The organism is Acutalibacter caecimuris (genome assembly GCF_034335085.1).
GTDB classification, from domain to species: Bacteria; Bacillota; Clostridia; order Oscillospirales; family Acutalibacteraceae; genus Acutalibacter; species Acutalibacter caecimuris.
Window position 1 is genome coordinate 1 of the sequence record NZ_JAWXXJ010000035.1, and the last position, 22,119, is coordinate 22,119.

At 59.2% G+C, this 22,119-nt stretch carries 20 protein-coding genes; 14 read left to right on the forward strand and 6 right to left on the reverse strand.

Features of this window, described 5'->3' with window-relative positions:
• Both U8U01_RS15205 and U8U01_RS15210 read left to right on the forward strand, forming a co-directional pair.
• The coding region (locus tag U8U01_RS15205; protein WP_322176030.1) for a hypothetical protein at nucleotides 1-367 on the forward strand (367 nt) is incomplete at its 5' end.
• A gap of 993 nt (nucleotides 368-1,360) precedes the next feature.
• A complete protein-coding gene (locus tag U8U01_RS15210) occupies nucleotides 1,361-1,624 on the forward strand; it encodes a hypothetical protein (RefSeq protein ID WP_322176033.1) in 264 nt (87 codons plus the stop codon).
• 60 nt (nucleotides 1,625-1,684) lie between these two features.
• On the opposite strand, the gene U8U01_RS15215 is transcribed toward U8U01_RS15210, so the two are convergent.
• From U8U01_RS15215 to U8U01_RS15240, 6 genes are all read right to left on the reverse strand, one after another.
• On the reverse strand, nucleotides 1,685-2,008 hold the full coding sequence (locus tag U8U01_RS15215; RefSeq protein WP_322176036.1) for a hypothetical protein: 324 nt from the start codon (nucleotides 2,006-2,008) through the stop codon (nucleotides 1,685-1,687).
• 34 nt (nucleotides 2,009-2,042) lie between these two features.
• The gene (locus U8U01_RS15220; RefSeq protein WP_322176039.1) at nucleotides 2,043-2,345 is read right to left on the reverse strand and encodes an IreB family regulatory phosphoprotein; all 303 of its coding nucleotides are present in this window, start codon (nucleotides 2,343-2,345) and stop codon (nucleotides 2,043-2,045) included.
• A gap of 673 nt (nucleotides 2,346-3,018) precedes the next feature.
• Nucleotides 3,019-5,370 carry a phenylalanine--tRNA ligase subunit beta gene (gene pheT / locus U8U01_RS15225; protein WP_322176042.1) on the reverse strand — a complete coding sequence of 784 codons (2,352 nt, stop codon included), beginning with the start codon at nucleotides 5,368-5,370 and terminating at the stop codon, nucleotides 3,019-3,021.
• Between the two features lie 58 nt (nucleotides 5,371-5,428).
• The gene (locus U8U01_RS15230; protein WP_322176045.1) at nucleotides 5,429-5,695 is read right to left on the reverse strand and encodes a hypothetical protein; all 267 of its coding nucleotides are present in this window, start codon (nucleotides 5,693-5,695) and stop codon (nucleotides 5,429-5,431) included.
• 12 nt (nucleotides 5,696-5,707) lie between these two features.
• Nucleotides 5,708-6,736, reverse strand: coding sequence for a phenylalanine--tRNA ligase subunit alpha (locus U8U01_RS15235; RefSeq protein WP_322176047.1), 1,029 nt, complete (start codon nucleotides 6,734-6,736; stop codon nucleotides 5,708-5,710).
• 426 nt (nucleotides 6,737-7,162) lie between these two features.
• On the reverse strand, nucleotides 7,163-7,300 hold the full coding sequence (locus U8U01_RS15240) for a hypothetical protein (RefSeq protein WP_322176050.1): 138 nt from the start codon (nucleotides 7,298-7,300) through the stop codon (nucleotides 7,163-7,165).
• A gap of 197 nt (nucleotides 7,301-7,497) precedes the next feature.
• On the opposite strand from U8U01_RS15240, the gene U8U01_RS15245 reads away from it, so the two are divergent.
• The 12 genes from U8U01_RS15245 to U8U01_RS15300 all read left to right on the forward strand — a co-directional run.
• On the forward strand, nucleotides 7,498-8,454 hold the full coding sequence (locus U8U01_RS15245) for a beta-ketoacyl-ACP synthase III (protein ID WP_322176053.1): 957 nt from the start codon (nucleotides 7,498-7,500) through the stop codon (nucleotides 8,452-8,454).
• 288 nt (nucleotides 8,455-8,742) lie between these two features.
• Entirely contained in the window at nucleotides 8,743-9,687 is a 945-nt protein-coding gene (locus U8U01_RS15250; RefSeq protein WP_322176056.1) for a nitronate monooxygenase, read from the forward strand.
• A gap of 21 nt (nucleotides 9,688-9,708) precedes the next feature.
• Nucleotides 9,709-9,909: a hypothetical protein gene (locus U8U01_RS15255; protein ID WP_322176058.1), complete on the forward strand. Its 201-nt coding sequence runs from the start codon at nucleotides 9,709-9,711 to the stop codon at nucleotides 9,907-9,909.
• 16 nt (nucleotides 9,910-9,925) lie between these two features.
• Nucleotides 9,926-10,837, forward strand: a complete 912-nt coding sequence (locus tag U8U01_RS15260) for an ACP S-malonyltransferase (RefSeq protein WP_322176061.1) — start codon at nucleotides 9,926-9,928, stop codon at nucleotides 10,835-10,837.
• A gap of 608 nt (nucleotides 10,838-11,445) precedes the next feature.
• The gene (gene fabG / locus U8U01_RS15265) at nucleotides 11,446-12,183 is read left to right on the forward strand and encodes a 3-oxoacyl-[acyl-carrier-protein] reductase (RefSeq protein ID WP_322176064.1); all 738 of its coding nucleotides are present in this window, start codon (nucleotides 11,446-11,448) and stop codon (nucleotides 12,181-12,183) included.
• Between the two features lie 184 nt (nucleotides 12,184-12,367).
• Nucleotides 12,368-13,603 carry a beta-ketoacyl-ACP synthase II gene (gene fabF, locus U8U01_RS15270; protein WP_322176067.1) on the forward strand — a complete coding sequence of 412 codons (1,236 nt, stop codon included), beginning with the start codon at nucleotides 12,368-12,370 and terminating at the stop codon, nucleotides 13,601-13,603.
• Nucleotides 13,604-13,824: 221 nt separating this feature from the next.
• A complete protein-coding gene (gene accB, locus U8U01_RS15275; protein WP_322176070.1) occupies nucleotides 13,825-14,256 on the forward strand; it encodes an acetyl-CoA carboxylase biotin carboxyl carrier protein in 432 nt (143 codons plus the stop codon).
• A gap of 241 nt (nucleotides 14,257-14,497) precedes the next feature.
• Nucleotides 14,498-14,914, forward strand: coding sequence for a 3-hydroxyacyl-ACP dehydratase FabZ family protein (locus U8U01_RS15280; protein ID WP_322176072.1), 417 nt, complete (start codon nucleotides 14,498-14,500; stop codon nucleotides 14,912-14,914).
• Nucleotides 14,915-14,936: 22 nt separating this feature from the next.
• A complete protein-coding gene (locus tag U8U01_RS15285) occupies nucleotides 14,937-16,256 on the forward strand; it encodes an acetyl-CoA carboxylase biotin carboxylase subunit (RefSeq protein ID WP_322176074.1) in 1,320 nt (439 codons plus the stop codon).
• Nucleotides 16,257-16,703: 447 nt separating this feature from the next.
• Nucleotides 16,704-17,564 carry an acetyl-CoA carboxylase, carboxyltransferase subunit beta gene (gene accD, locus U8U01_RS15290; RefSeq protein ID WP_322176075.1) on the forward strand — a complete coding sequence of 287 codons (861 nt, stop codon included), beginning with the start codon at nucleotides 16,704-16,706 and terminating at the stop codon, nucleotides 17,562-17,564.
• A complete protein-coding gene (locus tag U8U01_RS15295) occupies nucleotides 17,561-18,322 on the forward strand; it encodes an acetyl-CoA carboxylase carboxyltransferase subunit alpha (protein ID WP_322176078.1) in 762 nt (253 codons plus the stop codon). The genes accD and U8U01_RS15295 overlap by 4 nt, the downstream gene beginning before the upstream one ends.
• A 285-nt stretch (nucleotides 18,323-18,607) precedes the next feature.
• On the forward strand, nucleotides 18,608-22,119 hold a 3,512-nt coding region (locus tag U8U01_RS15300), incomplete at its 3' end, for a cadherin-like beta sandwich domain-containing protein (RefSeq protein WP_322176081.1).

Genomic DNA, 22,119 nt, shown 5'->3' on the forward strand with positions numbered 1-22,119 from the left:
GAGGGGATTGGGGGGGTGGGTAGGAGATAGAGCGTGGAGGGAGAGCGGGAGGGGTAGGAGATGGGGGAAGGCTAGGGGGAGGGTTGAGAGGGAGCGGCAAGTGGGCAATGGGGGTGTGATTTTTTATTTGATAGTATGTTGTCACTTTTTGGTAAATTGGAGGGAGTGGGGGCTTGGGAGTGATTGGGTTGCTTGGGTGAGGGAGGATGGGATGAGGGGATTGGGCGGAGGGTGGGTAGGAGATAGAGCGTGGAGGGAGAGCGGGAGGGGTAGGAGATGGGGGAAGGCTAGGGGGAGGGTTAAGAGGGAGCGGCAAGTGGGCAATGGGGGTGTGATTTTTTATTTGATAGTATGTTTTCACTTTTGAGTAAATTGAGGGAGTGGGGGCGGGGAAGTGACCGGGTTGATTGGGTGAGGGAGGATGGGATGAGGGGATTGGGGGGGGTGGGTAGGAAGATAGAGCGTGGAGGGAGAGCGGGAGGGGTAGGAGATGGGGGAAGGCTAGGGGGAGGGTTGAGAGGGAGCGGCAAGTGGGCAATGGGGTGTGATTTTTTATTTGATAGTATGTTTTCACTTTTGGGTAAATTGGGGGAGTGGGGGCGGGGAAGTGACCGGGTTGCTTGGGTGAGGGAGGATGGGATGAGGGGATTGGGGGGGGGTGGGTAGGAGATAGAGCGTGGAGGGAGAGCGGGAGGGGTAGGAGATGGGGGGTGGAGGCTAGGTGGAAGGTTGAGGGGTTGAGGCAGAAGGGCGGCGGGTTTGGTGATTTTTTGTTTGATCGTGCGTTGTTGTTTTGTAGGTGGGGAATCGTATGGTATGGAGGGCGGGTGCGGTATTTTCATTGGGTGTAATTTTTTCAACATATGGTTCTATTAAGGGTTGAAAACTGTGGGGTTGGCGGGGGACTTTGGGGAAGTTTATAGTATGCCTTTTGGCTGGCACTCGTGGGATGTTAAAGTGGGCAATAAAATGGCGTGACATAAAAGTTTCGTCTTTTCACCTGCCGGTTCGGTCGGCTCGTGACGGCCGCTCTACTTGGCTGCGCCAAGTAGCCGGTGGCCCTCGCCCTTTTCAAAGGTGGTGGGGGTGGCCGTTACTTCGTCATAAAACGCTCATTTTGGACACGCCCCATAAAATGGCGTGACATAAAAGTTTCGTCCACCTTTTCAAAGGTGGTGGGGATTCCCAAGGGGCAACGCCCCTTGGGCCGCCGGAGGCAAAGGCGCTGGAGGCAAAGGTGGTGGGGGTGGAGGGGGCAAAGGCGCGGGCGGTTTTTTGGCTGTTTTTGGGCGGGGCGGGGGCGGTTATGGGGGGCGGGGCGGGGCATACTAATCCCAAATAATTTTTTGGGAGGTACTGTATGGCGAGAGCATCGGCACAGGGGGGCCGGGGGAACCGGCGGAAGATCGACTACCACGAGCACGAGGCGACCGGGGAGGAACTGTTCCCGGATATCTCCAACGTGGCCTCGGCCAACGAATGCACGGGGCTGATGTACCGGGCGCCCAGGGACCAGGCGGAGTGGGAACACTACCAGGAGCTTTCTTCCATGGCCATCCCCCGCAAAGAGGGCAAGGAAGGCAAGGCGAGCGAGGCGCGCAAGGAGCGTAAGGACGGCCAATAGCCGCGGCCTACCGGGCAGAAAAAAACCGCCCCCCAATAGGGGACGGTTTTTTTGCGCCGCTTATTCGGCCCCGGCCTCGGCCAGGGCGCGGTTTAACCATGCCTCGGCAATGTCCAGGGCCAGGTACAGCCCGTCTTTTTCGCTGGTCTTGACGATCTGCTTGCGGGTGCGTATCTCCGGGTCGGTGTACATTAACTGTACGGCCACTTTGTCGGCCACGTCCAGGTCGCCGACCTTTTTCTTCGACTTGACTTCCATGCGGATCACGTATTTGTCCGCCATGCTGCCATAGTAGATGGTGTCCCCGCTGCGCACCAGCGGCCTGCCCTTGTAGGTGGGGAACGCCTGCTCCCCCTTGGGGGCGGTCTTTTTCTGTTCGCTCATCCAGTCACCACGCTTGTTTCAGATTTTGCGGGGGTCACTCCCCCAAGTAGGTCCGTACCATCGCCTTGAGCAACTCGTCACGGTCTATACGCCGTACCAGGCTGCGGGCGTTGTTGTGGGTCGTGATATAGGTGGGGTCCTCTGACAGCAGGTAGCCCACGATCTGGCTGATGGGGTTGTAGCCCTTCTCCTTTAACGCATCGTATACGATCAGTAAAATGCGTTTCATGTCCGCTTCCCGCAGTTCGTCCAGCGAGAAGGTTATGGTGTTGTGGTCTTCCGGCACTTCGGCCACCTCCTTATCTGCTTTGCCTATTTGCCTATTCCCTATTATCATACTCGAATTCTTCCCGAATTGCAAGGCTTTTTTTAAGCCCGCCTCCCGCGGCTTGCCCCCGGCGGTTTGCCTCCGGCGGCTTAAGAAACTTTTTGAAAAAAGTTTCTTAAGAATTTTCAAAAACTTTTGAGGCGTTATTTGTCGGCTTGTGGGGGAAAGTTGTTTGCTCGACCGGTGGCTTTATTGTTGCTTTGCTTTTTGCTTTTTTTGATTGGTTCGACTGCCTCCGGCGGCTTAAGAAACTTTTTGAAAAAAGTTTCTTAAGAATTTTCAAAAACTTTTGAGGCGTTATCTGCCGGCTTGTGGGGGAAAGTTGTTTGCTCGACCGGTGGCTTTATTGTTGCTTTGCTTTTTTCTTTTTTCTTTTTTGATTGGCTCGACTGGTGGCTTTGCGGTTGCCTGGCTTTTTTCTTTTTGACTGGCTCGTTACATAAAAGTGGGGCACGGGATTATTTTGGGTGGAGGGATTGCCTTCCAATCAGCAAAACAGAAAAAAGCGGATAAAAGACGGGCTTCATCGCGGGGCGGGGCTTGGGGCGATAACGCTGCCGGGGCGCGAGGGTGGGAGTCCAGAGGGCCGGTGGCCCTCTGGCAGGGATTCTCAAGGGGCGGAGCCCCTTGGGCCGCCGGAGGCAGAAGAGTACGCCAGGGGCCTAAAACAGCCGGGGTTGGCTTAGCTGCGCAGGGAAACGCCCAGGGGGGCGAGGGCGGCGACGATGGCGTCCACGGTGGGTTGGATTTCCTCTTTGGAGAGGGTTTTTTCCGGGGAGGAGAAGGCGAAACGGAGGGTAAGGCTTTTCTGGCCGTTTTGGGTGAAGGCGTCTATGAGGGTGACGCCGGTAAGCTGGCTGCCGGCACCGGCCCAGGCGGGCTCCATGGCGGCAAAGCGCAGGCCGTCCGGCACCACCAGGGAGAGGTCGATATCGATGCCGGGGAACCGGGAGGGCTCCCGGTAGGCAAGGTCCCCGGCGGGCAGCCCGGCAAAGGCGTCCATATCCAACTGGGCGCAGACCACGGCGGCTTTTTTGTCAATATGGCGGGCCACGGCGGGCTTGACCGCGCAGACCCAGCCCAGCGCCTGGCCGCCGCCCATAACCACCGCGGTGTTGCGGGGGTGCTGCCAGCCGTGCCGGGGGGCGCAGTTGGCCAGCTCCAGGTTTACACGCTTGACGCCCGCGCCCAGGGCCTTGACTATGGCAACCAGCCGGAAGAACAACTCCCGCTCGCCGGCCAGCCGGCTGTACAGGGCAATGCCCAGCTTTTTGCGCTCGTTGCACAGGCCGTCTTCCCCCAGGCCCTCGCAGACCCGGCCGATCTCGAACACGCCAAATGCCGGGGCAAAGGCCCGGTTCTCCTGGAGGACCGCCAGCAGGGTGGGGCCCATGCTGCGGCGGAGGATCTCATGGTCCGGGGTTTGGGCGTTGAGCAGGCGGACGTTCTCCTCCGGCTCCAGCCCTAAGAGTTTCTCTTTTTTGGCATCGGCCCAGATATAGGAGTGCACCTCGTGCAGGCCGTAGGAGGCGACCAGCATATCTTTGGCGAAATGGTCCGCCTTATTCTGCTGGCTTTTGCGCCGGGGGTATAGGGGGCTACGGGTGGTGGCGACAAGGAAGTTATCGTAGCCGTATATGCGGGTGATCTCCTCGATAAGGTCCGCCTTGATGGTGACGTCTTTGGTGGCCCGCCAACTGGGCACGGAAACGGTGAACCGGCCGCCCGCTTGGGACACCCCAAAGCCCAGGGAGCGCAGGGTGTCCACGATGCGGCTGTCCTCGATCTCGATGCCGGTGTAGCGGTCTACATAGGCCCGGTCAAAGGTAAGCTCCACGGCGGGGTAGCGCTTGACGTACACATCCGTAAGCCGGGAGATGACCTGGGCCTGGGGGTCAATGTCCAGCAGGAGTTTCATAAACCGGCCGATGGCGGTCACGGTCATTTCCGGGTCCAGGGTCTTTTCGTAGCGCATGGAGGCATCGGTGCGCAGGCCCAGCCGGGTGGACGCTTTGCGCACGCTGGCGGCATCGAAATTGGCGGACTCCAGCAGCAGGCTGTCCGTGCCGTCCCCGATCTCGGAATCCAGCCCCCCCATAACCCCTGCCACGGCTACCGGCTGGCCGCCGGAGCAGATCATCAGGGTGTTTTCGCCGATCTTCCGCTCTACCCCGTCCAGGGTGGTGAAGGAGAAGGGGCTTTCGAACCGCTTGACCTCGATACGGCCCACCTTGGCGCAGTCAAAGGCGTGCATGGGCTGGCCCATTTCCAGCATCAGGTAGTTGGTCAGGTCGGCCAGCAGGTTGATGGCCCGGCTGCCGCAGTAGAACAGCCGGATACGCATATCCACCGGGCTGACTTTTTGTGTGATATTGCGCACCTTGAGGCCGGTGTAGCGGAAACAGAGTTCCTTGTCCTGCACATCGATGGCAATGGGGTCCAGGCTGTCGAAGGGGGCCAGGGAAACGGTTTCCAGGGGCCGGAGGGGCCGGCCGGCCAGGGCGGCAAACTCTCGTGCAATGCCGTAGTGGCCCCACAGGTCCGGGCGGTTGGTCAGGGACTTGTTGTCCACCTCGAACACCGTGTCCCGGATGGCGTAGAGTTCGGTGATATCCCGGCCCACGGGGGTATCCGCCGGCAGTTCCATCAGGCCGGAATGGTCGGCGGAGATGCCCAGCTCTTTTTCGGAGCAGCACATACCGTGGCTCTCGTACCCGGCGATTTTGGCACAGGCGATGGCCTGCCCGGCCACCATGCCCCCCTCTTTGACAAAGGGGACGATAAGGCCCTGGCGCACGTTGGGGGCGCCGCAGACCACATCGTACACCCGCTCGCCGGCGTCCACCTTCAGCAGGTGGAGTTTTTGGGAATCTGGGTGGTTTTCTACGGAAAGGATTTTGCCGGCCACCACGCCTTGCAGGTCCCGGCCCATCTCAAAGACCTCTTCCACCTCGGCGGTGGACAGGGTAAACCGCTGGATGAGGGCGGGCAGGTCCAGGCCGGAGAGGTCTACAAAGTCGCTGATCCAGTTCATGGAGATTAACATAGTTTTCCTTCTTTCCTCACTTCATATGTCAAAACCAAGGCTGCCATTACCCGGCAGTCTTCGGCGCCAGCTTTTCTAAAATCTCTTGCAACTGCTGGGCGGTGGACTTGCCGTTGTCCTCGCCCATCTGCCTGTCCAGCGCCGCGTACAGGAGCCGCAGGGTTTCGTCCTCCTCCTGCATCTGGCGCATATCCTTGGCGCGTTTCATGTTCTCGATCATGGCCATAAACACCTGGTTCATGTTGCCGGCGGCCGGGGCCTGGGGCCGGTACTGGTTGGTATTTCCCGTGACGGTCTTGTTATCTATCTGCATGGTTTCCTCCTTTTACTCGTGGGCAAACTGGGCCAGGGCCTTCAGGTTCCCGCTGTTCAGGTCGCGGATGTCCCGGACCCCGTACTTCATCATGACCAGCCGGGTGAGGCCCAGGCCGAAGGCAAAGCCGGTGTACGTTTCCGGGTCTACGCCGCCCATTTGCAGCACATTGGGGTGGATCATGCCACAGGGGCACAGCTCTACCCAGCCGGTGTGGTGGCAGGTGGAGCAGCCCTCGCCCCCGCAGATAAGGCAGTTGATATCCAACTCAAAGCCGGGCTCTACGAAGGGGAAGAAACCGGGGCGCAGGCGGACCTTGACGTCCCGCTCAAAGACCTCTGAGAGCATGGTCTTCATGAAATAGATCAGGTTGGAGATGGAGATGTTTTTATCTACCATGATGCCTTCCATTTGGAAGAAGGTGTTCTCGTGGCTGGCATCCAGGGCCTCGTTGCGGAAACAGCGGCCGGGGAAAATGGCCCGCACCGGCGCGCCGTACTTGCGCAGGATGAAGTTTTGGGCAGCGGAGGTGTGGGTTTTCAGCAACTGGCCGTTTTCCAGGTAGTAGGTGTCCTGCATATCCCGCGCGGGGTGGTTTTTGGGGATGTTGACGGCCTCAAAGCACTCGTAGTCGGTGACGATCTCCTTGTAGTCTTCCACCATGAAACCCATGGAGGTGAAGATCTCCTCCAACTGCCGCTGCACCACGGTGATGGGGTGGTACGAGCCCCCCAGGGGCTGTACGGGCAGGGTCACGTCGTACTGCTCCGCGGCGGCCAGCTCCCGCTGCTCTTCCGCGGCGCGGATGGCCTCTACCTGCTGGGCCAGGCGCTCTTCTACCTGCTTTTTTAGCTGGTTGATGTGCTGGCCCAACTCCTTTTTCTGGTCGGCGCTTACGCTTTTCAGGCCCTTGAGCAGCTCTGTGACCGAGCCCTTTTTGCCCAGGTACGCGACCCGCAGCTTTTCCACGGCTTCGCTGCTGGCGGCTTTGGCAAGCTCCTGCTCAAAACTCTCCCGCAGGCCGTTTATCTTTTCCTTCATGCTCCAACGTCCTTTCCTTGCTTTTGCTGTGTTTCTTTGCAACCCTTAGCTTTATATTATAGCACTTTAGCCCGCCGCTTTCAAGGGATTTTTCTTTTGGGGCATGGCGCCTTGGCGGGGGCGGTTTGCCTCCGGCGGGCAGGGGCGCTGCCCCTGCACCCTGCCAAAGGGGCACGGCCCCTTTGGGAACCCTTTTGCGGGGGGACGGTTTGCCTCCGGCGGGCAGGGGCGCTGCCCCTGCACCCTGCCAAAGGGGCACAGCCCCTTTGGGAACCCTTTTACGGGAGGCGGTTTGCCTCCGGCGGGCAGGGGCGCTGCCCCTGCACCTTGCCAAAGGGGCACAGCCCCTTTGGGAACCCTTTTGCGGGGGGAGAGGGATAGGACAGGAAGGTGCGGGACACGGAAGGGGGGCTTCCGTTTTTCTTTTTATATTTTTCTTTTTCCATTTTTATTTTTCTTCTTTCTATTTTTTATTTTCTTTCCTCTTATTTTCTTTCTTCTATTTTTCATTTCTTTGTTTTCTTTTCTTCGATGATTCTTTTCTTTGATTTTGCTTTTTTTCATTTTTTGTTTTGTTTTTGCGGGAGGGCGGTGGGGGTGTTTGAGGAGGGGGCATAACCTTGGCGGGGGCACAAAATGTAGGGGTGGGGCGGGTTGGGAGGCCGGGAGGCGATTGACAAATGCGGGCTTTTCTATTATAATACTAGGGATATTATATTTCTGGCAGTTGGGCGCGGTTTGCGCCAGAAGGAGATGGCCCCATGAGTTTTCAGATAGTAGGCACTGGCAGCTTTGTGCCGGAACGGGTAGTGACCAACGACGAACTTTCCACCATGGTGGAAACTACGGACCAGTGGATCACCCAGCGGGTGGGGGTGAAGGAACGCCATGTGTGCACCACCGAAACAGTGACCGACCTGGGTGTACAGGCCAGCCGCCGGGCCCTGGAGGCCGCCGGGGTGCGGCCGGAAGAACTGGATCTGATTATTGGGGCGACCATCAGCGCGGACACCATTTCGCCAGGGCTGGCGGGCATGGTACAAGCCCGCCTGGGGGCCAACTGCCCGGCTTTTGACATGAATGTGGCCTGCCCGGGGTTCCTGTTTGCGCTGGATGTGGCGGCGGGCTTTTTTGCCCGGAAGGCTGTGAAAAAGGTGCTGGTGGTCAGCGCCGAGCGCATGAGCGGCCTTTTGGACTGGACCGACCGCAGCACCTGCTGTATTTTCGGGGACGGCGCCGGCGCTGCGGTACTGGCGGAAGGGGACGGCTATTTGGCCAGCGAACTGCACACTAAGGGCAACGACGAGATCATCAGCATTCCTACCGCCTGGGGGAACTCGCCCTTTTACCAGGTCGGGCAGAAAAAGAACTGCGTTAACATGAAAGGGCAGGACACCTATAAATTTGCCGTTACCTCTATGGTGAGCGACATACGCTCTGTGATGGAGCAGGCGGGCATACGCGGGGAACAGGTGAAAGCCGTGATACCCCACCAGGCCAATTTGCGCATTATCAGCGAGGCCCGGCGGCGCCTGCCGGAAATTGACCCCGGATGTTTCCTTACCAACATCGAGAAGTACGGAAACACCTCCTCGGCCAGCGAGCCGATTCTGCTGGACGAAGCTGTGCGCGGCGGCCTGGTGGGGCCGGGGGACTATGTGATCCTGTCGGCGTTTGGCGGGGGCCTTTCCAGCGCCGCGTGCATCATCCGCTGGTAAACCGGGAAAGAAAAGCCGGGGAAAATCCCGCGGAAATAATCAGGAAAAGCTAAAAAAATCAAAAAAAAGAAAAAGAAATAAAGAAAAACAACAAACGCCAAGGCAAAGTAAAACAACGTAAAATTTAAAATAAAAAACGAAATAAAGAAGCGCGTAGCGCACATAAAAGTCTTTGAAGAGTGCAGAGAAACTTTCTTCAGAAAGTTTCTCTGCCCGCCGGAGGCGGCCTTAGCCCAAACGGAGAAACCGCCTCGGGCGGGGCAACTGTTTTGTGAAAGGAGCAGGTTTATGATAAAGACACCTTTATGTGACCTTTTAGGCATAGGATACCCGATCTTCCAGGGGGGGATGGCGTGGATTTCTGACGGCAAGCTGGCGGCCGCCGTATCGAACGGGGGCGGGCTGGGGATCATCTCGGCCATGAACGCCGACGCCAACTATTTAAAAGAGCAGATTGACCTGTGCCGCTCTTTGACCGGCAAGCCCTTTGGGGTAAACATTATGCTGATGTCCCCCTTTGCCAACCAGGTGGCGGAGCTGGCTGCCAGGGAGCACGTGCCGGTGGTGACTACCGGTGCGGGGAACCCCGCCAAGTATATGCCCATGTGGCAGGAAGCCGGGGTGAAGGTGATCCCGGTGGTGGCCTCGGTGGGGATGGCCCGGCTGGTGGAAAAGGCCGGGGCCACCGCGGTTATTGCCGAGGGGGGGGAATCCGGCGGGCACGTGGGAGAACTGACCACCATGGTGCTGGTGCCGCAGGTGTGCGACGCGGTACGGATACCGGTACTGGCCGCCGGGGGCATTGGCGACGGCCGGGGCATTGCCGCCGCTTTCCAACTGGGGGCTGTGGGCGTGCAGGTGGGCACCCGCTTTTTGGTGGCCCATGAGTGCGGGGTGCATCCCAACTACAAAAAGAAAGTGCTAAAGGCCAACGACATTGCCACCATGACCACGGGCAAGCGCCTGGGGCACCCGGTGCGGCAGATTAAAAACCCCTTTGCCAAAGAGTTTTTGAAGGCGGAGTACAGCCAGATCTCTGACGAAGAACTGGAGGCCCTGGGCCGGGGGGCCCTGTACCGGGCCGCTGTGGAGGGGGATGAGAAAACCGGCGACTTTTTGGCCGGGCAGATCGCGGGCATGGTGAATAAGGAGCAGCCGGCGGCGGAGATCATTACGGAGATGTTCGGCGAGGCGGAAGAGGTGCTGAAAAAGGCCGGGCAGTGGCTGGCCTAACCCCTTAGCGGAAGGAGTATCATGATGGCTATAGACGGGATGATCGCGCTGTTTGCCCTGCTGATTGGCCTGGTTGTTTTTTGCGCCGTCCTATTTTTTGTGGTGAAGGCGGCGGTGGCCCAGGGCATTAAGGACGCCCTGTGGAACCTGGAGATCAGCATGAAAAACGCCGTGAAGAACGGCGTGGGCGAGGCTTTGGCGGAGCGGGAAAAGAAATCTTAGGAAACGGAGAAATCACATGGGGAAGATTGCGTTTGTGTTTTCGGGCCAGGGGGCCCAATACCCCGGTATGGGGCAGTCGCTGGCAGAGGCGAGCCCGGCGGCCAAAGCTGTGTTTGACCTGGCAGACCGGCTGCGGCCGGGGACCTCGGCCCAATGCTTTGGGGGGACTGCGGAGGAACTGGCCGTTACCGAGAACACCCAGCCCTGCCTGTACTGTGTGGACCTGGCGGCGGCAAGGGCTTTGGAGGAGCAGGGCATAACCGCCGACTTTGCGGCGGGGTTCTCTTTGGGAGAGGTGGCGGCCGCTACCTTTGGGGGGATATTTGCCGACGAGGCGGGGTTCCGCTTTGTGTGCAGCCGGGCCGGGGCCATGCAGAAGGCCGCGGCCGCGAACCCGGGCTCTATGGCGGCGGTGCTGAAACTGCCCAATGAAACCGTGGAGGCTTTGTGCGGGGCATTCAGCCAGGTGTGGCCGGTGAACTATAATTGCCCGGGCCAACTGGTGGTGGCCGGGGAGCCGGGGCAACTGAAGGCTTTTTTGGAAAAGGTGAAGGAGGCCGGGGGCCGGGCCGCGCCGCTGGCCGTGAGCGGGGGGTTCCACTCGCCGTTTATGGAGGGGGCTGCCGCGGAACTGGCCGGGGTACTGGCCGGGACGCCCCTGGGTACCCCCCGGCTGCCGGTATACGCCAACTGTACGGCCAAGCCCTATGGGGCGGACGCTGCGGCGTTGCTGGTCAACCAGGTGAAGAGCCCGGTGCGCTGGCAGGAAACCATTGAAACTTTGGCAGAGGAAGGGGTGGACACCTTTTTGGAGTGCGGCCCCGGCAAGACCTTGTGCGGGCTTATTAAGAAAACCGTTAAGACGGCCAAGGCCTATCAGGTGCAGGACAGGGAAACCCTGCTGGCGGCGGTGGAGGCCCTTCGCTAAGGGCTTTAAAAGGTTGCCTCCGGCGGCTTAGGTTGCCTCCGGCGGCTTAAGGTCGCCTCCGGCGGCTTAAGGTCGCCTCCGGCGGCTTAAGAACCTTCTTGAAAGAAGGTTCTTAAGAATCTCCCAGAACTTTTGAGCCGTTCACTGCCGGTCTATATGGGAAAAGCTGTTTGCCCGACCGGCGGGTAGGGGTTTCCTGCATCATTTTTTTGACGGCACCCGCAGAGGTATCGGTTCGCTTGGACGGCTGTAGCGCCTGACGCCCCGCAAGAGGGCCTGCGCATATGGCCCATCGCCGTTAAAAAGGGGCGCTTTTCAGATCGCTTGTCAAACCAAAAAGAAAAAGTAGGCGGGCGCTTTCGCCGGTTGCGGGGCCTGGGGTTGACCGGGGGCTGACGGTAGGGGCGCAAATAAAAAAAGAAAAAGTAGACAGGCGCTTTCGCCGGTTGTGAGGCCTGGGATTGACCGGGGGCTGACGGCGGGCGCGCATAAAAGTTTTTGAAGATTGTCAAGGGACTTTTTTCAAAAAGTCCCTTCGACTTCACCAAAGGTGAAGTCAGCCGCCGGAGGCGACCTAAGGCGGCCGAATATAAGGAGGACAAAGCATCATGAAATTAGCAGGGAAGATTGCGTTGGTGACAGGTGGATCGCAGGGGCTGGGCAAGGCCATTGCGCTGAAACTGGCGGAAAACGGGGCGGACATTGCCATTGTATACGTGGGGCCCCAGGAGCCGGCCGAAGAAACCTGCCGGGAGATAGAGGCGCTGGGCCGCCGGGCAAAGATATACTATTGCGATGTGCGGGACGAAAACACCTGCAACGAAACCGTAGCCGCTGTGGCGAAGGACCTGGGCAAGGTGGATATTCTGGTGAACAACGCCGGTGTGACCAGGGACGGCCTGATGGTTGGCATGAAGGACGAGGACTACAACATGGTGCTGGACATCAACCTAAAAGGCGCCTTCCATATGACCAGGGCCTGCTACCGGGATTTTATGCGCAAGCGCGCGGGGAAGATCATCAACATCAGCTCCATTGCCGGGCTGGTGGGCAACGCCGGGCAGGTGAACTATGCCGCCTCGAAGGCCGGGCTGATTGGTATGTCCAAGTCGATTGCCAAGGAGCTGGGCAGCCGCGGCGTGTGCTGCAACTGCATTGCCCCGGGCTTTATTGCTACGGACATGACCAAAGATATTAAGGACGATAACCCCCTGCTGGTGCAGGTGCCCATGCGGAAAATGGGCTCCCCAGAGGACGTGGCCAACGCGGCGCTGTTCCTGGCTTCGCCGGAGTCTGACTATATTACCGGCGAAACCCTGCGGGTGGACGGGGGGCTGGCTACGTAAGGCCGCGGGGCGCTGGCCCGTACCCCGCTAAAAGAATTTTTTGGGTGCTTGTTGGGGCTTTGGATTTTGGGGAAATGATGAAATAATTTCGAAAACCAGTTGCTGTGGTATTGAAATCTTTTGAGAAATAGGGTAAAATATGGTGGCCGGCCCCTGTGGGACGGCCGGGAAAGGATGAGTTTGATTGAACCGTGTGGCTATTACCGGTATGGGCGCTGTGACGCCGGTCGGTAACGACTTGGAAAGCTTTTGGCAGGGCCTTTTAGCCGGGGAATGCGGGATAGGGCCGATTACCAAGTTTGACACGGCCGCCTTTAAGGTGAAGGTGGCCGCCGAGGTCAAGGGCTTTGACCCGGCCCTGTACATGGACAAGGCCGAGCTGCGGAAGTTCGACCCCTTTTGCCAATACGCGATGGGCGCGGCCGCCCAGGCTGTGGAGCAGAGCGGCATCCGGGGTACCCTGCCGCCGGAGGAGGTCGGCGTGTATTTCGGCTCCGGCATTGGGGGCATTGGCACCTTTGAGGACCAGCAGAAGGCTTTGCTGGACAAGGGGCCCCGGCGGGTGTCCCCCTTCTTTATCCCGGCGCTGATTATCAACATGGCGGGGGGGCTGATCGCCATTAAATATGGCTTTCAGGGCACGGCGGTTGCCTCGGTAACGGCCTGCGCCACCGGGAACAACGCCATCGGCGAGGCCTACCGGGCCATTAAGCACGGGTACCTGTCCGCGGCCCTGGCCGGGGGCGCCGAGGCGGCTATTGTGCCCTTGGGGCTGGCGGGTTTTTCCAACATGAAGGCCCTTTCTATCAGCGAGGACCCGGCCGCGGCCTGCGTGCCCTTTGACGCCCGGCGGGGCGGCTTTGTAATGGGCGAGGGCGCGGGCGCGCTGGTGCTGGAGGAGTACGGGCACGCCAAGGCCAGGGGGGCGGTTATCTACGGCGAGATATGCGGCTATGGCGCTACCTGCGACGCCCACCACATTACGGCCCCCGACCCGGCGGGCAAGGGCGGGGCCAGGGCCCTGAAACTGGCCTACGACGAGGCCGGCGGCTGCGAGGACCCCCATCAACTGTACATCAACGCCCACGGCACCAGCACGCCGCTGAATGACGCCTGCGAAACCAAGGCCATCAAGCTGGGGCTGGGCGAGGACGCGGCCAGGGCCTGTATGGTCAGTTCTACCAAGTCTATGACCGGGCATATGCTGGGCGCGGCAGGGGCTGTGGAGGCCATTGCCTGCATAATGGCCCTGCGGGAGGGGGTTGTGCCCCCGACCATCGGCTATAAGGAGCCGGACCCGGACTGCGACCTGGACTATGTGCCCAATGTGGCGCGGAAAGCAAAGCTTTCGCTGGCGCTTTCGGCCTCGCTGGGGTTTGGCGGGCATAATGCCTATTTGGCCTTCCGCCCGGCCGAATGACAGGGGGCTTGCGGGGACGGTTGGAACGGGCGCTGCCTGTGGGCCTCTGTGGGCCTTTGAGATGGGCGGGTTTGCCTGCCCTGTAAGCGGCGCGCGCCGCCGGCCCCTGCATAGGGCGGTACCGGAAAAGGGGCGGAACCGGGTCCAATCCCCCTGATAGCGATTGGGAATACAGGAAGGAAGTTTGCTGACGGCTTACCAGAAGGAAGGAGCGATCCCCAATGGACGTTAAATCGATAGAAAACCTGGCCAGGCTGATGAAGGAAACCGGGCTGACCACACTGGAGTTATCCCAGGAGGGCATTAGCCTGAAACTGGAACGGCGGGTGGAGGCCGGTGGCGCGCCGGCGCCCGCGGCGGTGTCACCCTTTGCGGCGGCGCCGGTGGAGCCGGCGGAAAGCAGCGCGCCGAAGAAGGGCTCGCTGGTGTTATCGCCCACGGTGGGGGTGTTTTACGCGGCCTCCTCGCCGGAGAGCGCCCCCTTTGTGGAGGTGGGCAGCAAGGTGCGCAAAGGGGACACCCTGTGTATCATTGAGGCGATGAAACTGATGAACGAGATCCCCAGCGAAACGGATGGCACCGTGGTGGAGATCTGCGTGAGCAACGGGCAGGTGGTGGAGTATAACCAGCCGCTTTTCCGCATAGAGCCCTAGAGTCTGTTTGAAAACCGGAGAAATGCCGGATTTTTGTCCAAAAACGAGGGCTTTCAAGGGAAAAACCGCAAGAAAGGCTTGCCGCCTTTTGGGGATGTTTGACGCGGGAACCGCCGTTTTCTGGCCTAGACAGGCAGTGTTTCCCGTATTCCGGCGTTTTCAAACAGGCTTTGGGGGCTGCCTGCGGGCTGTTTGAAAAAATCCCGGCAGCCGGTCTGCCGTTGAACTGAAAGGAGCCGCCATGAATAAAGACGAGATCAAGGCCATTTTGCCCCACCGGGAGCCGATGCTGTTGGTGGACGAGGTGGAGCTGGTGGATGGGGTATCCCACGGCAAATACCATGTGCGGGGGGATGAATTCTTTTTGCAGGGGCATTTCCCAGGGAACCCGGTGGTGCCGGGGGTCATCCAGTGCGAGATACTGGCCCAGTCTGCCTGTGTGCTGCTGATTGGCAAGGCCGAGGGCATGACGCCCCTTTACACGGGCCTGAACAATGTGAAGTTCCGGGGGCAGGTAAAGCCCGGCGATACCTTTGTGACCCAGTGCGAACTGACCCGCAGCCGGGGAAACTTTTACTTTGCCAAGGGCACGGGCACGGTAAACGGCAAGCTTTGCGTATCGGCAGAGTTTTCTTTTGCGCTGGTTAAGGCCCAGTAGGCCCGGATACGGAGGGTAGGTTATGTTCACGAAGATTTTGATAGCGAACCGGGGCGAGATCGCCATCCGTATTATCCGCGCGTGCAAGGAGATGGGCATTGCCACGGTGGCGGTGTACTCGCAGGCGGATAAGGACGCCCTGCACACGGCCCTGGCCGACCAGGCGGTGTGTGTGGGCGGGCCCCGCCCGGAGGACAGCTACCTGAACGCCCAGCGGATCATCAGCGCGGCGCTGGCTACCGGGGCCCAGGCCATCCACCCGGGGTACGGCTTTTTGTCGGAGAACGCCGGGTTTGCGGCCATGTGCCGCCAATATGGCATTACCTTTATCGGCCCGCCCGCGGAGGTGATCGTCAAAATGGGGGACAAGGAGGCGGCCCGCAGCCTGATGAAGGCCAACGGCGTGCCCACCACCCCCGGTACCGGCGTGCTGCCTGACCCTGAGGCTGCCAAAGAGGCGGCCGGGGCCATTGGCTACCCGGTGATGATCAAGGCTTCCGCAGGGGGCGGGGGCAAGGGCATCCGCCTGGTGGAACGGCCGGAGGATTTGGAGCGGGCCTTCCGCACGGCCTCTACCGAGGCGCAGAACGCCTTTGGGGACGGCCGGGTGTATCTGGAGAAGTACCTGGACCCGGTTAAGCATATTGAAGTGCAGCTTTTGGCCGACCAACAGGGGCACACGGTGTGCCTGGGGGAGCGGGAGTGCTCTATTCAGAAAAACAACCAGAAACTGATTGAGGAATCCCCCTCTCCGGGGGTCAACCCGGCGGTGCGGCAAAAGCTGATAGAGGCCGCCGCCAAGGCCGCTGTGGCCGCGGGCTATGTAAACGCCGGTACGGTGGAGTTCCTGATGGAGCCCTCGGGGGAGTTCTACTTTATGGAGATGAATACCCGCTTGCAGGTGGAGCACCCGGTAACGGAACTGGTGACCGGGCTGGACATTGTGAAGTGGCAGATCCGCATTGCCGCCGGTGTGCCCCTGGATTTTGCCCAGGGGGATATCCAGTTGCAGGGGGCGGCCATTGAGTGCCGTATCAACGCCACCAATGCCAGCCGGGTGGAGTTTTTCCACCCGCCGGGCGGGCCCTGGGTGCGCTTTGACACCTGCCTGTATCAGGGCTGTGATGTGACCCCTTACTATGACTCTATGCTGGGCAAGCTGATCGTTTATTCCTCTACCAGGGAAGAGGCGATCCGCAAGATGCAGTCCGCTTTGTGCGAGCTGGTGGTGAACGGCGTGGATAATAATATCGAAACCCAGATCGAGATTGTCCGCGACCGCCGTTTCCGCGCCGGTGACTACTACACCGACTTTATGAAGTTTTTCCGGGCTAAATCTTAGGGGGGGTGTTAGGGGGTGGCGGTTAGGTTGCCTCCGGCGGCCAGGGACGCTGTCCCTGGACCCTGCCAAAGGGCACTGCCCTTTGGAATCCCACTGTCGCGCGCCTGCCGGGCGGTTCCGTAGGGCTTTTGGCACGCGAGAAGGGACGGTTATTGATTTTTTCATTTTTCTTGTTTTCTTGTCTTTTCATTTTTATTATTTTGATTTTCTTTTTTGATTCATTTTCAGTTTTTTCTTTTTTATCTTTTTACTTTTTTCCATTACTATAATTTTCTATTTGTTATATTTCTTTTTCTTTTCCTTTTTCTTTTTGGAAGGGCGGGGAGGTTGGCGCTCTCTGCGCCTTGGGATAGGGAACCGTTGGGCTTTATACCCAAAGGACTATATTGGAAAGCGCCTGTCTGGCTTTTCATCGACAAAATACACTGAAACAAAGGAGAACCCGCCATGAATTTGATGGGGCTGTTCCGTTCGCCGCAGAACGAGTTGGAAAAGGGTGGCAAAGAGGCGGAGGACGCGGGGATACACAGCGCGTGCCCCCGGTGCGGTGTACAACTGCCGCTTAGTGATTTGCAGGAGAATATGCACGTATGCACGGCCTGCGGGTATCATTTCCGGGTGGGGCCCAGGGAGCGCATGACATATATTGCCGACGAGGGCAGTTTCCGGGAGTTGGACGGGGAACTGCTTAGCCGGGATGTGCTGGATTTCCCCGGCTATGACCAGAAACTGCGCAACGCCAAGCTGGCGTCCAGGGAGAAGGATGCGGTGCTTTGCGGCACGGCGCTGGTACAGGGGCTGGAATGCGCGCTGTTCTTTATGGACCCCAACTTTATGATGGGCAGCATGGGCACGGTGGTGGGGGAGAAAATCACCCGCCTGTTTGAGTACGCCACCCGGAAAAGGCTGCCGGTAGTGGGCTTTACTGTGTCCGGCGGGGCCAGGATGCAGGAGGGGATCCTCTCCCTGATGCAGATGGCCAAAACCAGCGCCGCGGTGCGCAGGCACAGCGACGGGGGGCTCTTCTACCTGACGGTGCTTACCGACCCCACGACCGGCGGGGTGACGGCCAGTTTCGCCATGGACGGGGACATCATTATGGCGGAGCCGGGGGCTACGATCGGCTTTGCGGGGGCCAGGGTCATCGAGCAGACCATACGGAAAAAACTGCCCCAGGGGTTCCAGACCGCGGAATTCCTGTTGGAGCACGGCTTTGTGGATTTGATTGTGCCCCGCGCGGAACAGCGGGAAACCATTTTCCGGCTGTTGGCGTTGCATCAGGACAAGACAGGAGGTGAGCGGCTGTGAGCGCATATGACAAGGTCATGCTGGCCCGCTCTAAGGGGCGGCCCACCGGGCTGGCTTATATGGAGAATATTTTTGAGGGCTTTGTGGAACTGCACGGCGACCGGCGCTTTGCCGACGACCCGGCGGTGATTGGTGGGCTGGCCTGGCTGGACGGGATGCCGGTGACGGTGATTGCCATAGAAAAGGGCGGGGACACCAAGGAGCGGCTGCGCCGCAACTTTGGTATGCCCAACCCGGAGGGCTACCGCAAGGCCCTGCGGCTGATGAAACAGGCGGAGAAATTCCACCGGCCGGTGGTGTGCTTTGTGGATACCTCCGGCGCGTACTGCGGCCTGGGGGCCGAAGAGCGGGGCCAGGCCCAGGCAATCGCCGAAAACCTGACCGAGCTCTCTGCCCTACGCACCCCGGTGATCTCCATTTTGGTGGGAGAGGGGGGCAGCGGCGGCGCTATGGCGCTGGCACTGGCTGATCAGGTGTGGATTATGGAGAACGCGGTGTATTCGGTGATTTCGCCGGAAGGTTGCGCCAGCATTTTGTGGAAAGACGCCAAGCGGGTGAAAGACGCGGCGGAATGCCTACGGCTGACTGCCAAAGATATGCAGGAACTGGGGGTAGTAGAGCGGGTGATTGCCGAAGGGGAGCCGGAGGCGGCTTACCAGGAACTGGCCGGGCTGCTGCGCCAGGAATTGCCCCGTCTGCTTGCTATGCCGGGCGACGCGCTGCTGGAGGAGCGCTACCGGCGGTTCCGGAAGTTTTAGGGGCCTGGTTCAACACCTTTTACGGTGTTGCGGTGGGTTGAAATGGATAGGATGCTGATTTGGGCGGCTTAGCCGCCCTTTTTTTGCGCCTTTTTTGCTTTTTGGTGTATTCCCCCGGTTGGGGGCAAGGGGGCTTGTGGGGCCTTCTGGGTGGCTTTATGGGGGTGGGGCAAAATGCGAAGGGCTTTATAAGCTGCCGTTTTCTCCAGATTGCAGTATATAGTTAACTTCCACTCAGCGGCGAAAGGGCCGGCTGAGAATCTAAAATTTAAGAGGGTTGAAATCATGAACAAAAGCAAGTTTCTGAAGAAATCACTTGCGGCGTTTCTGGCCATTCTCATGGTCGCCGCAATGATTCCGATGAGCGCGTTTGCTGCTGACGAACCCGAGGCTCCTGCCGTCGATCCCGGATACATCATCCAGGTAGACGGCAAAGAGGCCAAATGGGAGAACGGCGGCTACACTGCTGATTACAGTTTGACAGCAGGTGCCGACGACATCACCTTTGGCATGAGCTGGGCCCCGGTAAGCGGCACCACGCTGCAAGTAAAGGAGAGCGCCGTCACGCTTAGCAATAGCGTGCAGGCCATCAGCCTGGCTGACTCCAAGGAAAAGCGCACCGAGTTCACCACCGGCGCGTACAGCTACACGCTGGTTGCCACCACTGGCGACGCTACCGTGGAGTATGAGCTGACGGTGAACCTGACTGTAACGCAGCCTGACCGCAACGTTACCGTGACCGGCGTGGATAGCAGCAGTGCCAAAGAGATCGTGAGCGGCTCTGTGAGCGACCACACCATCACCCTGGTGATGGCGCTGGACTTTGACAATACAAGCGACCACATCACGGTCTTGACTGCCGAAAACGCTCAAGTTACTTTGACCGAGGGCTCTGTTAGTGTAAAGGATTCTGCCGGCAACGCGTTTTCTGGCCCCGATGCCGACACCAAGGTTTCCAATGTCCTGAAGAAAATCTTTAAGGTTGAGAACACCAGCGCTGTTCTGTCCCTGGGCGAGGACGGCCTGAAGGTTACCGCCGCTGGCGACACCAAAACCTATACCATCGACCTTAAAACTGAGTCCTTCTTCTCCTCCTTCTCTCTGGGCGGGAACAAAGGTGAAATTGATGGCGACACCATTACGGTGAAACTGCCCTTTAACACCACCGATGACGACATTGCGGCCATGAAGGCCACCTGGACCCAGAACGCCAACGTTAAAGACGTTAAGTTTGGCACAACTGGCAGTGAAACTGCCATTACCCCCGGTGCTACCCTTAGTTTTAAGGATTTGACTGAGGGGGAGGATAAAAACACCACTGCTCTGGCGGCTGACAGCTCCTTTATCGTTGTTACCAAAAACACTGCCGACGAGGGCCAGACCATCACCATCAACCTGGAGGCCCCCGCAAAGAACCCCGATGCGAAGCTAACCGCCATCCAGATTGGCGCCAACGGCCAGAAATACGCTATTGCTGACCACGAGGCCGGCAAGGGCATTATCAATGTGCCGGTTGAGCTGCCCCGCGGCGGCGTAAGCGCCGACGGCAAGTATGCTGTTACCCTGTACGGCCCCAGTAACGCGACGGTTGTGCTGGGCATCAATGACAACGGCGAGTTTGGCACCAACAATGGCACTGCGAACGCGATTACCGCTGGTAAGCTTACCTCTACTAAGGCCGTTTCCATCCCCGCTGATGGCTACGCCCTGATCAACGTGAAGTCCCAGGACGGCAACACCACCATTCAGTACAAGGTGACCGTTACCGAGAACAAGAAGAGCGACACCAGCCTGTCCGACATTAAGCTGGTAAACGCTGCGGGCGAGCAGGTGGGCACCGTTGCCAAGAACGGCAACAACTACACCATCACCGTGCCTCATAGCTATGGCGCCGACAGCACTACCCTCAAGGCTTTGCAGGTTGTTGCCACCGCTCCCACCAGTTCTTCTATCGCTTATAAGGCTGGCGGATCCTTTAGCGGCACCACCAATTTCGTGTCCGGCATGACCGTGAGAGCTGTTTTTGGCGACACTGCTGCGCTGGATCCCTCCGCTGTTGCCAACACCGCCACCCTGCGCGTGTGGAATAACGGCACCGGCCCCGACGCCGATACCATTTCCAAGGCCGATTATGTGATTACCCTGGCTAAGGCTGCTCCCAGCGCTGAGGCGGATATCCTTTCCGCTAAGATCACCAGCGCTACCGATGCTGCCGCCGCCGAGGCTGCCCCGGACAGTGTTTACACTGCCGCAGTTAACAAGAGCGACAAGACCCTGAAGGTTACACTGCCCTACAGCGACAGCGATGCTGCCGACCGTTACTTTGCTGAACTGAAGCTCAGCGACGGCGCGCACGCGATTCTGGAACCCACTACGGGCGATGGCAATACCTTGATCAACACAATGGGTATTGAGGACCACTCTGGCACTGCTGACAAGATTGTTGATGCCAGCAATGCTTGGACTGACGCTACTACTACGGCCGTACCCGTAAAGATTTGGGTATTTAGCGAGAGCGCTTGGGCTGATGTCAATGAAAAAGCCATTGCTGCTCCCGCTGGCGGCGGCGGTGGCGGTGGCGGCGGTACGCGCGCCGCTAATACCATTGCATTGGCTGACCTTGAGAAACTTGCCAAGGTCTACAGCCTGACCGGCACCGTTACCCCCGCCGAAACCGGCAACGACCTGCTGAGCATTGCCAGCACCCTGGACGGGGCCGTGAAGGTGGTTAAGGACGATGCGTCCCGTACCATCACCATTACTGCGCCCAACTCTTATGACAAGGCCAGCAATGCGCCCACCTTCTCCCTGAACATCGAAACCAGCCCCCTGGCTGTTGTTAAGATGGATCCCAGTAAGTCTGAGGATTTCGCGACCATGGACGCAACCATCGTGTCTGATAAGGGTTCTGCCGATACCGCCAACCGCACCATGTTTGCTGTGCAGAATGGCGAGTTGAGCACCAGCATTTCTAGTGTGGATACTCCCCTGACCAGCGGCAAGATCGGCTACCTGAGCATTGACTCTGAGCGCGGCGGCGACGTGAAACAGTGGATCGTCCGCCTGGTGATTGCCGAGGCCGAGGCCGACGCCACCATCAGCGGCATCACCGCTGCCGGCGCCGAGGCTGAGCAGAGCACCGAAGAGGGCAAAGAGAACCAGTGGAACCTGACCCTGCCCTATGGCTCTGTCACCGAGCAGGTTCTGGAGATTGCCACTTCCAAGCTGGCTACCGTGTACGTAAATGGCGCCAAGTTTGACGCTGCGAAGGCCTATGACCTGAGCAAGGAAGTTGCCATCCGCGTGGTGGCCGAGGACGGCTCCACCGAGCAGGAATACACCCTGGTAACCACCGTTGCCGAGCCCAACACCGACGCCACCCTGGCCGAAGTGAAGGTTGGCGATACCGTTGCCCAGATCGCCGAGCCCGTTGAGGGCGAGAGCACCATCGCCGTCAAGGCCGTTCTGGAGCCCAGCGAGGAACTGGATCTGACCAAGCAGACCGTGACCGCTACCGCTACCGATAAGAACGCTAAGATCGAGGTTGCCGGCGAAGCTTACACTGCGCCCGTTGAGCTGAACGTTTCCGAGCCCGTGGCCATCAAGGTTACGGCCGAGGACGGCAAGACCGTGCAGGAGTACACCCTGACCGTGGAAGTCCGTGAGCTGAACACCGCCGCCGAGATCACCGGCCTGACCGTAAACGGCGAGGCTGTTGAGGCTAACGAGGACGGCACCTACGCCGCAGAGGTGGAGGAGCTGGACGTGGAGGCCATCGAGGTTGCGGTTGAGGTAAG